Genomic DNA, 14815 nt, shown 5'->3' on the forward strand with positions numbered 1-14815 from the left:
CGCGCTTCATAAGCGCAAACGGCAAAAGCAAGAATCTGTGTCTGTGCCATTGCCGTTTGCGCTTATGAACCCAACATGCAAACTTAATTCTTACTCCTTCATCAGGAAACGCTAAACAGCCTGGTGGTCAATTCTCCGCATCAAAGGTTGTTCATCAATCAACTGGTCTGGGATAAAGCTGGGCAGCACCTTCTCTATGCTGTCCAGCAAATCAACCATAAAGCTGCGCATGAACATGACGGAGGGCGGCACCCGCTCCACCAGCATGGAGTACAGACTTACGGGGCGGTACGGCACATCGCCCTGCTGGTCTTTGTCCAGGTCATAGCCGGTGTACTTGTCCCAGTAGTTGTGCTCAAAGTGGTTTTCCTGGATGCTGCCGTTGGTGCTCACGTCAAAGGAGTTGCCGGTGAAGTTGTTCAGCCGGAACGTGTCCTCAATGCATGTGGTCATCAATTTGATGGCCCAGCCGTTGCGCTCAAAATCGTTGCTTTTTATATCCAGTTGGCTGGAGCTTTCCATGTGAATGGCGGTGGTGTTGCGCCGGAAGGTGTTGTGGTGGATCACACTGTTGCTGATGTCCTTCAGCAGGAGGCCGTAGGAGGCGGCGCCCCAGTTTTCCTCAAAGGTGTTGTACTCCATCCGGACATTGTTGGTGTACATCACGGCCACGCCCGCCCCGTTGTTCCGGAAGGTGTTATGGGTGTACGTGTTGCCGTCTGAGAACATGAAGTGCATGCCGTAGCGCATGTTCTGGTGGCTCACGTTGTTGCGTACCTGGCTGTTCTTCACCACCTCCAGGTAAATGCCGTCGCGGTGGCCCTGCACGTTGTTGTCGGTAATCTCAACATTGTCTGTGTAGTACAGGTGAATGGCGTTGCCCAGGGAAGATTCTGTTCTGCCCTTGTTCTCCCCTATGATATTATTCCCCCTGATGACAATATTGTCAGAGTTTTGCAGGTAAATCCCGAAGTAGGTTTTCAGGATGGTATTGTCCAGTAGTTTGATATTGCTGCGCTGAAACACCCTGATGGCGGCATCATCCCTGGTATAGCTGGTGGCCACGTTTTTGAGCGTGAGCCCCTGGATGGTCACATCGTCGGCGGTTACCGCAATAAGCTGCCCCGTGAAGTTGCCGTCAATGACCGGGTTGTTCTTCCCGATTAGGGTGAGTGGCTTGTTTACCTCAATCCTGGATTCCTGGTACACGCCGCCGTTCACCAACACGGTATCGCCGGGCTTGGCCTGCTGCACCGCCTGCTTCACTGATGTAAGGGCACAGGTTTTGCATACCGTAAGGGTGGCCCCCGCTGCGGTTTGCGCCAGTACTAACGGCAGCAAGACACTGGCTACTGTTACCAAATAGTTAATGGAGTTTCTCATCATTTTTCACGATTGCCAGCACCTGTTCCCAGGTGAGCAGTTCTGCGCCCTGCTCCTGCTGTATTTTCTTAGCAGCCTCTTCCGTAGAGACGGCCAACAGGTTCATGCCCATGGGGCTGGGTAAAGCTGCGCTCCGCACAAAGTGCGCATCGTTTACCTTTAGGAGTTCTGTAGGGTTTGAAAAGTCGGTTACCATCAGAAAAGAGGCTTTCTGGGCTTCTTCCGGGTTACTGTTGACATAGGCGGCCAGGCATTCAACGGCGTCAAAAAAGGAAGGCTTGCCCTTGTCATTCACCAACTCTGCCCCGTACCGCACATCTGTAATGGTCATGTTGCAATGCGTGCAGTTGGCATTGCCGTAAGGAACAGGCTTGGGCTCCGTGGAGCAAGCCGTTAGGAATAAAATGGCGGGCACCACCCAGCCATAGGTGCGGGATAAGATTCGTTTCATGAGAGAAAGAGATTTATTGCAAGGCCGCTTTTGGCTTAGAACTTAGATAATACACCAACCAGGCAAACAAGACCGCCAGCAAAATACCCAAACTACCCCAAGATGGCAAAGACAAAGCATCAAAGTTGAGGAGTTGCTTTCTTCCTAGCATAGGCGGTATGTAGGTCATATCGGGCACTTTGATAGGAGCCTGTGGGTTCAGGTTGGTTCCGAATTCGTGCAACCAAAGGTAAAAGTCCAGTAAACCCACGGCACCGGCCACCATCAGCAGAATTACCCAGCCCAGCACCAGCTTTCTTTTCCCTAGAAAGGCCACAAAAACGCCTGTAACCATAAGAAAGACCACAATGTAAGGCATGACTTTCAGCTCGGCAAACGATTCTGCATGGATGGGGGCCATGCCAATGTAATGGTTCAGGATGTTGAAGTTCTGGAGCACGCCTTCCGTACTACCGCCCAGTTTGTTCACCCAGATGTGTAATTCCAGCCCTTCGGGGTATTGGGGGGCTTCCAGGTAGATCTTCCACATAGGGAAGAGAAACAACAAGCCCAGCGACAAGGCTGCGAAAGCCATCAATCCTTTATGGTAAGCTATCATCCTTTTTAGGTTAAGGTGAAATAAAAAAAAGACAGCGGAGTCTGTTTAGGAACCTCCGCTGTCTTTTTCATTTTGAAGAAATTACTTGCTTAAAGAAGCGGTGGCCGGAGGCACCGGCTTTTTGACACCAGTAGAGAATTTTATAGGAACGGTAGATCCCCTTTTAGACACCCGTACGTATCCCTGCATTTCCTGGTGCAAGGCAGAGCAGAAGTCTGTACAGTAGAAAGGGAAGATTCCTTCCTGTTTGGGTACCCACCGCAAGGTCTGGGTGGCACCCGGCATAATCAGGGTCTCGGCGTTAGTAGCCCCCATGATGGCAAAGCCGTGCGGTACGTCCCAGTCCTGCTCCAGGTTGGTTACGTGGAAGAGAACGGTGTCCCCTACTTGTATGCCTTCAATGTTATCGGGCGTGAAGTGGCTTCTAATGGAGGTCATGTTCACTTTCACGGTTCTGCCATTGCGGGTTACGCTCACGTCTTTCTCGTTTTTCACGGCATCTGGGTGTTTGTTTGCATCCAGTTTAAAGAACTTGACGCTGTTAGGCGCTATCTTGTTGGCGGCGATGCCCTGCGCGTAATGCGGCTCTGCCAGGGTAGGGAAGTCCAGGAGCAGTTTCATCTTCTCCCCGCTGATGTCTATCAACTGGGCAGAGTGCAGCAACTCGGGGCCGGTGGGCAGGTAGCGGTCTTTGGTGATCTTGTTCATCGCGATCAGGTACTTGCCGTAAGGCTCCTTGGTATCACCGCCCGGGATCATTAAGTGGCCGGGAGAGTAATACACCGGAATTCTGTCTTTCACCTTGAAGTCTTTCAGGCTCCATTTCACTACCTCAGAAGAAACGAACATAGTAGAGTACGCATTGCCTTTGCCGTCAAACTCAGTGTGCAACGGCCCTAAGCCCGGTTCTTTCACCTCTGCGTGCAGCACAGACTCATATTTGAACACCGGAATACCGTTCACCTCCCCGTCAAAGTCTTTGTTCTGGATGGCTTTCTGCATTTTAGAGAAAGAGAACACCGGCAGCGAAGAGGCCAGTTTACCGTTTACCACCATGTACTCGCCACTAGGGTCTACGTCAATACCGTGCGGCGATTTAGGCGCCGGAATCAGGTACATCATGCCAGGGCATTCTTCCGGCAGCAGGTAGCGTACCTTCTTAATCACGTGAGATTTTGCCTGATGCGTGCCATGGTCTTTGATGTTGTGGTAATAGTTGGCAGGCATCTCATGGGTCTTGCCTTCGGCGGCATACTTAGCCGCCAGTTTCCAGTTGATGGCCGCTAGGTAATCACGGTCATTCTGGGAGGCACCCAGTTCTTTCAAAGTACGAGCCTTCTCTGTGTTGTAGGTGGTGAAAAACACCCAATCTCCAGAGGGGCCTTTGCCGCCGTTGGCCAGGTCATAGTCAAAGCCGGGTACCAAGATCTGGAAGTCAAGCTCCATGTGCCCATTGCCTTCATTTGTTTTGATGAAGGAGATAGACCCTCTGAATTTGTCTTTGTATTCGTCAAAACTGGCATCGCCAACCCCTCCTTTAGACAGGTCAATGGGAACGCTGAACCGGGTACCGGCCAAGATATACTCATTGTTGTTGGTAGGGTAAGGCGAGCAGTGGTTACCGGCGGAGTTAGGGATTTCCATGATCTCGGTGGTTTCAAAAGTCGCTAAATCAACTTTCGCCACGCGGGGGGTGTTGTTTCCGTTCACGTACAGGAACTTGCCATCGGCCATGCCATCGGTGCGGGACAACTTAGGATGGTGAAGGTCGTCCCAGGGCACAAAGCCGTGCGAGGTCATCAGCATAGGCTTAGTCTCCTCATTATAGCCGTAGCCGTTCTCGGCGAATTGGCTAAAAACCGGGATTACCTTGAGTAGCCTGCCGGAAGGGATACCGTAAACAGACACCTGGCCGTTGAACCCGCCGGACAGGAAAGAGTACAGCTCATCGTGCTTGCCCGGTGCCACATACACTGCCGTAGCGGCATCTGCGGCAACGGTGTTATCTTTGACATTGGCATCATCCCCTTTTCCAGAGCTATTACAGCTTTGCAGCAAGGTACCAGCAGCCAGCGCCACAAACAGGCCGACTTTAGGAATAATACTTTTAAATGTATTCATTCGGGTTTCCATGATTAATAGGAGGTTTAATTTTAATATCTACTAGCCCTTGCTGTCGTTCTGTCTCAGATACTCCAAGATAGCCCTGGCATCTGACTCAGAAACGTTCTGGTTGGTCATCTGGGTGAGGTGCTCAGCCAGCAGCTTTTTAGCTTCGGGGTCTTTCTTGGTCATCTCCTCTGGGTTTACGATCATGTTCATGATCCACTCCGGCTTGCGGCGCTCTGTCACCCCTGCCAGTCCCGGGCCTACTACTTTCTGATCACTCAGTTGGTGGCAGGCGGTACACTTACCGTCAAAGATGGCTTTGCCGCTAGTGGCGAGGGCCTGGTCTATCTCCGCTCCCACCTCTACGGTCTTCACGGGGCCTACACCTAATCCGTCATCTTCTGCGGCCTCCTCTGCCGGGGCAGCGGCGGTCTGCTCATCCTGCTCATTCTTGTATTGCTCCGCATACCCCTCATTTCCACCAGATGAGCAACTGAAGAGCATAGCACTTCCTATAAAGGTTGCAGCGATTAACATTGGCTTGATTTTCAGATTCAAAAGGTTCTTTTTCATAATGTTAAATTTTAAGGATGAAGCTTATTTTGGGTTTGTTACTGCAACAAAGGTAGATGGGTTACAAAACCAATTATAAGACCTTTATCTCTTTTAATAATGACCTTTATCATTTTCTCCTGGTGGCTAGTACCAGAACTTTGGCGGGAAGAAAGCACTACTCATGGCACACGCCATTTACTACCTACTAATAGTCAGCACCTTATCCTTGTCTTTAAGCAAAACAGGGTTCTATGTGCTGTTCAAGGTGAAACAGGAATTTATAGCGGAAAATCTCTGTGAAAAACGCCATAATCCTCACGCTCAATGTTATGGAAAATGTTTTTTAAACAAGCAACTTAGAAAGCAAGCCCAGCGGGAAACCCGGTTACCGGTGCAGGAGAAGAAAAGCACTCTTGACCTACTGGCCACCGTCACAAAGGTAGAGGTGAAACCGGTTTCTACGGGCGCGCTACCAGCGGTTTATGGCCCCGATTATACTATTGTCGTCTACACCATTCCTGCCTTTGCCATCTTCCATCCGCCCCGCCTTTCTGACTTGATCCTTACCATTACCTAAGGCTTGCAGGTCTGCCTGCCCTATGGCAAACAGACCTGCCCTTCCTACCTGCAACCTGCGCGGCCTTGGGTGCAAACCTCAGCAGGAGCATGTGGCTGACACCCTTCTGCCTTTCAAGTTCAGCAGAGAGCCGCTTCCAGTTTCAGGTACCCTTACAATTCACAGCAATAACATCTGAGTTATGAAAAAGTTTTTAGTACTCACCCTATTTCTTTTCCTGCTAAGCTTCAGTGGCCATGCCTGTGACGGCGGCTGCACCATGGGCGGCAGCTATCTGGGCATTCTGCCCCAGTTCCATAAAAACTTTGCCGGGGTGCGCTACACCACCCGCAGCTATACCATACACACCACCCACACCCACCTGCACGAGGGCATGCCCATGACCCATGATGATGTCATGGACGAGGTGTATACCACCGCCGAAGCCTGGGGAAGATTTGTTCCGTTTAAGAAGGTTCAGGTGCTGGCCTTTGTACCGTATGCCTTCAATGAGGAGCGCACCGCCCGTGGCACCACCAGGTATGCGGGCCTGGGAGATATAACCCTTTTAGTGAACTACGCCTTATTTAACACCGGTGACAGCACCAAGAACTTGTTTAAGCACTCGCTCCAACTGGGAGGCGGCGTGAAACTGCCCACCGGCACCCACTCTTTACACCGCAGCGAAGAAGCCTACACGGCCAGCCTGCAGCCCGGTAGCGGCAGTACCGATTACCTACTGAACGGAATCTACACCTTACGCTACGGTAAAATGGGTCTTAGCAATGATTTCACCTACCGCATCAACTCCCAAAACAGCGACGGCTACAAGTTCGGGAACCGGCTGAGCGGCTCCGGCAATCTCTTTTACTGGTACAATCTTGAAAACGTGCTCACCCTGCTGCCCAGCGCAGGCCTCTACTATGAGCACGCCCAAGCCGATGAGTATGCCCGCAACCATGACGCCCAAGCCGGAGACGCCTTCTTTGCCAACCTGGGGCTGAACGTGTACGTGAAGAAAGTTGTCCTGGGGGCAACCCTGCAACTGCCTTTGAGCCACGCCCAGGGCCACCATGCCAGCAAGGCAAACAAGCGTACCATGGCGAACCTCAGCTATCTTTTCTAGAATAAACCTGTGCCCGTGCCGCTGAGCAGAGGCACCTCTCCTTTTTGCAACATCTAGTACTTATCACACCTATAATCCCTTTCCTATGAAATACAAAAAACTCTGGCTAGGCTTTATTGCCGTTATGGTGGGGTCCTTTGCCGTACTGGGTTATTATGGCTCAGAGATTTACCGCCAGGCCCCGCCCATTCCTGACCAAGTGGTCACCTCCTCGGGCCAAACCGTCTTCACCGCCCAGGACATCAAAGACGGGCAAAATGTCTGGCAGTCTACCGGGGGGCAGGAGCTGGGTTCCATTTGGGGCCACGGGGCTTACGTAGCCCCAGACTGGTCTGCCGACTGGCTGCACAAAGAGGCCATGTTCTTTTTGGACACGTGGGCGCAGCAGGCCAAAGGAACCAAGTATGATGCCCTGGACGAAGAAACCAAGGCCATGCTACAGGCCCGCCTGCAAAAGCAAATCAGAGCCAACACCTATGACCCCGCCACCGCCACGCTCACTATCTCAGACCTCAGGGCGCAGGCCATTGCCGAGGTAAGCAGGCATTATACCGGGCTTTTCATGAACGACCCCGCGCTGGCTGCATACCGTGACGCCTACGCCATGAAAAACTTCACCGTGGAAGACCCCGAGCGCATGCGCAAGCTCAACGCGTTCTTTTTCTGGGCCTCCTGGGCGTGCGTGACCGAGCGGCCCGGCCAGGACATCACCTACACCAACAACTGGCCTGCCGAGGAACTGGTAGGCAACCGCCCCAGCGGCGATCTGCTTATCTGGACGGGGTTTAGCGTGATCGTGCTCATTGCCGGGATTGGCCTGCTGGCCTATTACTACGCCTCGCACAAAGAAGAGGAACTGGATCCCAGCCACCTCCCCAAAGAAGACCCGCTGCTGGGCTTGCAGGCCACCCCGTCTATGCGGGCCACGCTCAAGTATTTCTGGGTTGTGACGGCGCTCATTGTGGTGCAGATTACCCTAGGGGTGGTCACCGCCCACTACGGCGTGGAAGGCCAGGCCCTCTACGGATTCCCGCTCGCGGATTCTCTGCCGTACTCCGTTACCCGCACCTGGCACGTGCAGTTGGGCATCTTCTGGATCGCCACCTCGTGGCTGGCCACCGGTCTGTATATTGCCCCGGCGGTGTCTGGGTATGAGCCTAAATTCCAGCGGCTGGGCGTGAATTTCCTGTTCATCTGTCTGCTCATTATTGTGGCGGGTTCGCTGGCCGGGCAATGGTACGGCGTTATGCAGAAACTGGGCTACGGCGAGAACTTCTGGTTTGGGCACCAAGGCTATGAGTACGTAGACATGGGCCGTTTCTGGCAGATTTTCCTGCTGGTGGGTCTGTTCCTGTGGCTGTTTTTGATGGTAAGGGCCATCTGGCCGGCGTTCCGGCAGCAAGCCGAAGGACGCCACCTGCTGGGCATGTTCCTGATTTCATCTGCCGCCATTGCCTTGTTCTGGGCCGCCGGTCTCATGTGGGGCCAGCACACCAACCTGGCCATTGCCGAGTACTGGCGCTGGTGGGTGGTGCACCTTTGGGTAGAGGGCTTCTTTGAAGTGTTCGCTACCGTGGTCATTGCCTTCCTGTTCGTGCGCATGGGGCTGCTGCAAACCAAGGTGGCCACCGCCACGGTGCTGTTCTCTACCATTATCTTCCTGTTCGGGGGCATTATTGGGACGTTCCACCACCTGTACTTCAGCGGCACGCCCACATCTGTCATGGCGCTGGGGGCCACCTTTAGCGCGCTGGAAGTGGTGCCGTTGGTGCTTATTGGCAATGAGGCGTACCATAACCTTACCATCAGTAGGCTCACCAAATGGATTAGGGCGTACAAGTGGCCCATCTACTGTTTCATTGCCGTCGCGTTCTGGAATTTGGTGGGGGCCGGTATCTTCGGATTCGTGATCAACCCGCCCATTGCGCTGTACTACATGCAGGGGCTAAACACCACGCCCGTGCACGCGCATACGGCCTTGTTTGGGGTGTACGGCGTGCTGGGAATTGGCCTGATGCTGTTCGTCCTGAAAGGCCTGTCTGGCCGAAGACGCTGGAAAGACGGGGTAATCCGGTTTGCGTTCTGGTCTATCAACATTGGGTTGGCCCTCATGGTCTTGATTAGCGTGCTGCCCATTGGCCTCCTGCAAACCTGGGCCAGCGTGAAATACGGCCTCTGGTTCGCCCGCTCCATGGAGTTCATGCAAACCGACACCATGGAAACGCTGCGGTGGCTGCGCGTGATCGGCGACACCATCTTCGCCATTGGCGCGGCGGCGCTGGCGTGGTTTATCATCGGCCTCAAAACCGGCCACTCGCTGCGCGATGACCTTGACGTTACCTCAGATTTCAACGTGCCAGACAATGCCTCGCTCCGCGAAAAACTGAAATAATTGATTTGTAATTACCTGTAGGAAAAGAGGTCTGTTTTAGAGCTTGTTTAAATTTCATCTTTGCGCTGCAAAAGCCCATAGCAAGAACCTGCGTTCACCTTTTTCTCGCACCGTAGCGCTGCTACGCTGCTCAAAAAACGCTTCCGCAGAACCTTTCTCTGGCCATTTTCGCCGGCAAACCTGAAATTTAAACAAGCTCTTAGGGCTCTTTTCCTGAAAACAGGCCTAAAACGGCTAACCTTCCCTCGGCCAAAGCCGGAGAGATCGCCCTCCTGATTGCTTAAGGCGGGGGGATGCCCAACCGCAAGGCCTGGGTGCGGCACCAGATGGAACCGTTGCGGCGGCTAAGCAACTCCTGCCCCTCTGTAATGAAGTAGAAGCAGTCAGTACCCAGGCATTACCGTCTGCAACCAATAGCTCAACCCTGTTTCTGCTGTTTTAAGCTTTGTTTTCTGAAAACAGCCGGGAAACGTCTTTGCCAAAGCCTCTCCTATGGTTAGGAGGGGCTTTGGCGTTTCGGGTAATACAACCGTTATGCTGCTCTAAAGGAGCTTCTCAAAACTTTTTCACCCTGGGCATGTAAGGGAACACAATTCGCTCTATGGTAGAAAAACTTAACATCTGATGTTCCACCATCCGGCCGGAAGTTCCCGTCTCGCGCCAGTCGGAAGCGCTTACACCTGTGAGGTCTTGGAGACCTCACAGGTGTAAGCGTTTTTGATCCGTTTTCCGAAAAACAGCCCTAAAACAGGAGCAACAAGGTCAAGAGGGAAGTTTTTCGTTTCTTTGAAGGCCGTTCATCCAAAGCCCCCCATGCAGCCCACCTCCCGATTGGAGTTCTTAGATTTTCTACGCTTTATAGCGGCCTTTGCCGTGATGCTCCAGCATACGCTGGAAAGTACCTCTGAGGCTTTCGCGCAGTTCAGCACGCAGTATTTTCAGTGTGGGGTGTTTGGCGTCACGCTCTTTTTCCTGACGAGTGGTTTTATTATTCCGGTTTCCTTAGAAAAGGCTCCTTCCCTCAAGGCTTTCTGGCTGAAACGGGTGTTCCGGCTGCTTCCGTTATATCTCACCAGTCTGTTGGCGACGCTGGCGCTGGTTTCTCTGGGGTGGATGGAAGGAACCCTGCCGTCACTGACCAGTCTGGTGGCGAACGGGCTGATGTTAGCCAAGTTTCTGGGGCAGCCGCTGGTGCTAGGGCTCTACTGGACGCTTAACCTGGAGATGGTTTTCTACCTGCTGGTTTCGGGCTTATTTCTTTTAAAATGGCTGAAGAGAAGTACGCTGCTGGCTTTTTTAGCGCTGGCCTCGGCTTTCCTGGTGGGGGTGGTTGGCACCCAGGTGCTGCACTTGTTTGAGAGCGGCTGGGGTCTGTGTTTTCAGTTGGCTTCCATGTTTGTAGGCACCATCTACTTCCGGTACATGGCCGGCCAAGTCTCCGGCAAAACGTGGACTGCGGTGTTTTTGACGGCTTTATTGGTCTTGGTTTGTATCACGTATTTCAATCTGCACCACCAAAGTACCCCCCATGGACTGGGCACCAGAAGTTTCTGGCCCGTGACCAATGCGTATTTAGGGGCTTACGTTCTGTTTACTTTCTGTTTTTTCTTGCGGCACCGCTCCTATCCTAAGCCGTTGGTGTATTTGGGGCTCATCAGCTACTCGCTGTATTTGGTGCAGGCCACCGTGCTGGCCTTGCTTCTTCCGCAAGTCGAGCATCCGTTTTTGGCCTGTTTTTTAGGAATCAGCATTACGGTTGCCGTTTCGTGCGTTACGTACCGATTTATAGAGAAGCCGTCGGTGCAGTTTGGGCGTTCCTTGCTGCGGAAACCTTCGGTCACCTTGCCTTCTTAAGACCTTCTTGGCTCAAGTAAACTATAGGGTTTTAAAGGTGCTTTTGCCAAAACGGGTTGCCCTTATTATCCCGTTCAAGTATAATGCCTATTTTTGGCTTCGGATTACGGGTTATGCCGCAGAGTATCTTCTGTCGTTATTTATCCGTTTACCCTCTGTAGAACTTAAAAAAGAAGAAAACTATGTTTGACATGTTAGGGATGATGAACAAGGTGAAGGAGATGCAGGCCAAAATGAAAGAGGCTCAGGATAACCTTCGGCACATACAGGTTTCGGCCGAGGCGGGCGGCGGCATGGTGAAAGCCACGGCCAGCGGCGACCGCCGGTTGCTCAAGGTAGAGTTTGACGAGACGCTCATGAACCCCGAGGACAAGGAAATGCTGGCCGACTTGGTGGTGGCCGCCGTGAACAAGGCCATGGACGAAGCCGGGGAGCGCGGCAAAGAAGAAATCAAGAAACAAACCGAAGGCATGCTGCCCAACATTCCGGGCTTAGATCTGAGCAACTTTGGTTTATAATTCCTATTCAGTGGCGGTGGTGATTCTTAACTGGAATGGCCGCCGCTGGTTAGAGCAGTTTTTGCCCTCGGTTCTCCAAAACAGCCCCGAAACGGAAGTAATAGTGGCCGACAATGCCTCTACCGATGACTCCGTTGCTTTTCTGCGGCAACACTATCCGCAGGTGCGGCTCATCCAACTGGAGGAGAACCTGGGGTTTTGCGAAGGCTACAACCAGGCGCTCCGGCAGGTAGACGCTACGTATTACGTGCTCCTCAACTCAGACGTGGAAGTCACGCTTAACTGGCTGGTGCCCATGGCAGATTTGCTGGAAAAGAACCCGCAGATTGCCGCCTGTCAGCCCAAAATCAAATCCTTTCACCAACGCAGCCATTTTGAGTACGCCGGGGCCGCCGGCGGATTTCTGGACGCCTACGGCTATCCTTTCTGCCGGGGCCGCTTGTTTGACACCCTGGAAGAAGACCAAGGCCAGTATGATGACGTACGTCCGGTTTTCTGGGCCACGGGTGCCTGCCTCTTCATCAGAGCCAAGGCGTATTGGGAGGCGGGCGGACTGGAGCCGAAGTTTTTCGCGCACATGGAAGAGATAGACCTGTGCTGGCGGTTGCAGAACCTGGGGTACCAGATTTATTACCAGGGCTTCAGCACCGTCTACCACGTGGGCGGCGGCACGCTACCCAAGGCAAACCCCAGAAAAACGTTTCTTAACTTCAGGAACGGCGCCGCCCTATTGTATAAAAACCTGGCCGACGAAGAAGTTACCAGAATCCTGTACACCAGATTGGTATTAGACGGCGTGGCTGCGGCCCAGTTTTTCCTGAAAGGCGAATGGCGAGAGGTACAGGCCATCTACCAAGCGCACCGCGCCTTTTTTGCCGATAAAAGCTTCTGGAAAGAAAAACGCAAAGAGACGGAAAGCAAAAAGAAAACGGCGGAGCTGACCGGTTGGAGTCCGCAGAGCGTGGTATGGCAGTATTTTGTGAAAGGGAAAAAGAAATTCAGCGCCTTAGATGTCCCAGACGGTGCTGCGCTCCCGGCGTAAGCTTTTGCTTATGTTCAGCCAGAAAGCCATGACCAGGTACACCAATACCGGCGACCCGAACGTTAAAAAAGACAGGTAGATAAAAGACAAGCGGATGCTGCTGGTGGCAAAGCCTAACCTTTCCCCAAGTTTGGTGCACACCCCAAAGGCTTGGCTCTCCAGGAAATACTGAATATTCTTCATGGTTTGAAAAGTTAAAGACCTAAGTTAAATAAATTTGTAAAATCTACCGTAACTTTCCCCTAGAAAAGGATTCAAAATTGAGTCCAGCAACGTTTTTATACGTTTCTTTTGCCTTTTAGATTAGATATGCCTTTAGCTTTCTCCCGTACCTTTTCTTTCTTCCCTTTTTTTCTTGCCCTTCTCTTTCTTACCGGCTGTACCCTTTCCAGAATGGCGAAGAAGGCCGAGAAAGGCCAGACCATTACGGCCCAGCCCGAAGTGTTGATGGTGCGCGGAAACCAAGTACCCGTAGAAGTGCAAGCGCAACTCCCTAAAAACCTACTGCGGGACGACTACCGCTACGGCATACGGGTGTTTTACAAAGCTGAGAAAGGCGTAGAAGACCACGTGGGCTCTTTGGGCTTCGATTTTGGGAACTACAACTTTGTAGACGGCAAACCCACCATGGGCAGTTCCTTTTCTTTTCCGTACGCTCCCTCTAAAATACGGGGCCAACTCATGGCCCAAGGTGTGGTAAGTGACGCCAAGGGCCGCAAGAAATTCACCAAAGCCAAGGTGCTGGCGCAGGGCATCATCACTACGCCGCAGCTCATCCAGACCATGCACGCCCCGGCCTACGTGGAAGAAGATTTCAAGAACGAAGCCAAAGGCCCGCTGCGTTTCCCCATCTATTTTGACCAGGGTTTGGCGACGCTGCGCCAAGGCTACGGCACCAACCTACAGATGCTAGACGACTTTATCCGATCCAACCAGAAAACGAGCAAGATTGAGATTCTGGCCACGCATTCGCCAGACCAGACCGAAACCACCACCCGCAACCTGGCCGCCCGCAGAGCCGTGGCCGTAGAGCGGTTCATCAAACAGAAAATAGAAACCGAGGTGTACAACAACACCGTCTCCAGCATTGATTTCAACATTGAGACGCTCCAAAAAAACTGGGGTGCCTTTCTGGGCCGCGTCCAGAATTCGGCCTTGCCCGAAGAGCAGATTCAGCAGATTCTGGCCATTGTGAACGGCCCCGGTTCTTTTAGTGAGAAAGAAGAGAAACTGCAGACCCTCCCCTCCTATGACTACCTGGAGATGTACGTGTACCCCGTGTTGCGCTACGCCCAGGTCACCATTGACTACCAACCCAACCTGCGCCGCGACTACGAAATTTACCTCATGGCCAAACGGATAGTAGAGAACCGGGCGAATGCCGATGCCCTCACCGCCGAGGAAATGCAGTACGCCGCCACCCTTACGCCGCTGCTGGCCGAGAAAAAACGCATCTATGAATCTGCCGTGGAGACGTACATGAGCTGGCAAGCCCTCAACAACCTGGGCATGGTGTTCTTTGAACAGGCGCAGAAAGAACTTCGGCCCAAGGTGAAGCAAACGCTGCTGGCCAGCGCCATCCTTAACTTACGCTACGCTGCGCACCGCCAGCCACAAGCCCAGCAGTTCTACAACTTGGCCGTGGCCCACCACCAGCACGGCGACGCGCTGGAAGCGCTGCAAAGCTATGATTACGCCATTCGGCAAGGCGGTTCGCTGCCCATTCTGCAACAGGTTTTCTCAGACAAAGCCGCCCTGGAACTAAGCGTAGGTCAGTACGATGATGCCGTGCGCAGCCTGGCCTACGCCGGAAAAGGCTACGCCGCCCAGTTCAACCTGGCCCTTTTGTACTTCCTGAAAGAAAACTACGAAGGAGCCGCTGAGCTAGGAGAGAAACTGTTAGCCGAATATCCGCAGGATGCCAATGCCCACTACCTGATGGCCGTGATTGCCGCCCGCAGCCAGAAAGAAGACGCCATGGCCCAGCACTTGAAACAAGCCATAAAAATCAAACCCACGCTGGCAGGCAAAGCCATTGATGACCTGGAATTCAGAAAGTACCATAAATCGGCGGCGTTTGCGGGCGCGCTGAAGCCTTAAAAACTGTTTTAGGCCTGTTTTCTGAAAAAGAAGCCAAAAAGAGAAACCCAATCCCTAACTTGCCTCTTGAGACAGATGCGTTTTTTTATTTGTGGCGCATGTCTTAATTTTACCCTTTAGATAGACGTTGA

13 protein-coding genes are annotated in these 14815 nt (G+C 52.7%); 7 read left to right on the forward strand and 6 right to left on the reverse strand.

Annotated elements, in window-relative coordinates; all coding sequences use genetic code 11:
* Positions 1–111: 111 nt before the first annotated feature.
* The 5 genes from HHO50_RS13425 to HHO50_RS13445 form a co-directional block, all read right to left on the reverse strand.
* On the reverse strand, positions 112–1386 hold the full coding sequence (locus HHO50_RS13425) for a nitrous oxide reductase family maturation protein NosD (protein ID WP_255478732.1): 1275 nt from the start codon (positions 1384–1386) through the stop codon (positions 112–114).
* Positions 1367–1834, reverse strand: a complete 468-nt coding sequence (locus HHO50_RS13430; protein WP_181306570.1) for a nitrous oxide reductase accessory protein NosL — start codon at positions 1832–1834, stop codon at positions 1367–1369. The genes HHO50_RS13425 and HHO50_RS13430 overlap by 20 nt, the downstream gene beginning before the upstream one ends.
* A 13-nt stretch (positions 1835–1847) precedes the next feature.
* A complete protein-coding gene (locus tag HHO50_RS13435; RefSeq protein WP_181306571.1) occupies positions 1848–2432 on the reverse strand; it encodes a hypothetical protein in 585 nt (194 codons plus the stop codon).
* An 81-nt stretch (positions 2433–2513) separates the two neighbouring features.
* Positions 2514–4553 (reverse strand): Sec-dependent nitrous-oxide reductase, encoded by a 2040-nt coding sequence (nosZ, locus tag HHO50_RS13440; protein WP_255478733.1) that lies wholly within the window; start codon positions 4551–4553, stop codon positions 2514–2516.
* Positions 4554–4595: 42 nt separating this feature from the next.
* Positions 4596–5114, reverse strand: a complete 519-nt coding sequence (locus HHO50_RS13445) for a cytochrome c family protein (RefSeq protein ID WP_255478734.1) — start codon at positions 5112–5114, stop codon at positions 4596–4598.
* A 373-nt stretch (positions 5115–5487) separates the two neighbouring features.
* On the opposite strand from HHO50_RS13445, the gene HHO50_RS13450 reads away from it, so the two are divergent.
* From HHO50_RS13450 to HHO50_RS13475, 6 genes are all read left to right on the forward strand, one after another.
* Positions 5488–5673: a hypothetical protein gene (locus tag HHO50_RS13450; RefSeq protein WP_181306573.1), complete on the forward strand. Its 186-nt coding sequence runs from the start codon at positions 5488–5490 to the stop codon at positions 5671–5673.
* A gap of 181 nt (positions 5674–5854) precedes the next feature.
* Positions 5855–6778 (forward strand): hypothetical protein, encoded by a 924-nt coding sequence (locus tag HHO50_RS13455; RefSeq protein WP_181306574.1) that lies wholly within the window; start codon positions 5855–5857, stop codon positions 6776–6778.
* 85 nt (positions 6779–6863) lie between these two features.
* The gene (locus HHO50_RS13460; protein WP_181306575.1) at positions 6864–9170 is read left to right on the forward strand and encodes a nitric-oxide reductase large subunit; all 2307 of its coding nucleotides are present in this window, start codon (positions 6864–6866) and stop codon (positions 9168–9170) included.
* 813 nt (positions 9171–9983) lie between these two features.
* Positions 9984–11024, forward strand: coding sequence for an acyltransferase (locus HHO50_RS13465; protein WP_181306576.1), 1041 nt, complete (start codon positions 9984–9986; stop codon positions 11022–11024).
* 182 nt (positions 11025–11206) lie between these two features.
* Positions 11207–11542 carry a YbaB/EbfC family nucleoid-associated protein gene (locus tag HHO50_RS13470; protein WP_181306577.1) on the forward strand — a complete coding sequence of 112 codons (336 nt, stop codon included), beginning with the start codon at positions 11207–11209 and terminating at the stop codon, positions 11540–11542.
* Entirely contained in the window at positions 11532–12584 is a 1053-nt protein-coding gene (locus HHO50_RS13475) for a glycosyltransferase family 2 protein (protein WP_219921547.1), read from the forward strand. Before HHO50_RS13470 ends, HHO50_RS13475 begins: the two co-directional genes overlap by 11 nt.
* Here HHO50_RS13475 and HHO50_RS13480 read toward each other — a convergent pair.
* Positions 12549–12767, reverse strand: a complete 219-nt coding sequence (locus tag HHO50_RS13480; RefSeq protein ID WP_181306578.1) for a PspC domain-containing protein — start codon at positions 12765–12767, stop codon at positions 12549–12551. The genes HHO50_RS13475 and HHO50_RS13480 overlap by 36 nt on opposite strands.
* 210 nt (positions 12768–12977) lie before the next feature.
* Here HHO50_RS13480 and HHO50_RS13485 point away from each other — a divergent pair, with 210 nt between their 5' ends.
* Positions 12978–14684 (forward strand): tetratricopeptide repeat protein, encoded by a 1707-nt coding sequence (locus HHO50_RS13485; RefSeq protein ID WP_181306579.1) that lies wholly within the window; start codon positions 12978–12980, stop codon positions 14682–14684.
* Positions 14685–14815 lie beyond the last annotated feature (131 nt).

Source organism: Rufibacter sp. XAAS-G3-1 (assembly GCF_013623775.1).
Lineage (GTDB): Bacteria > Bacteroidota > Bacteroidia > Cytophagales > Hymenobacteraceae > Nibribacter.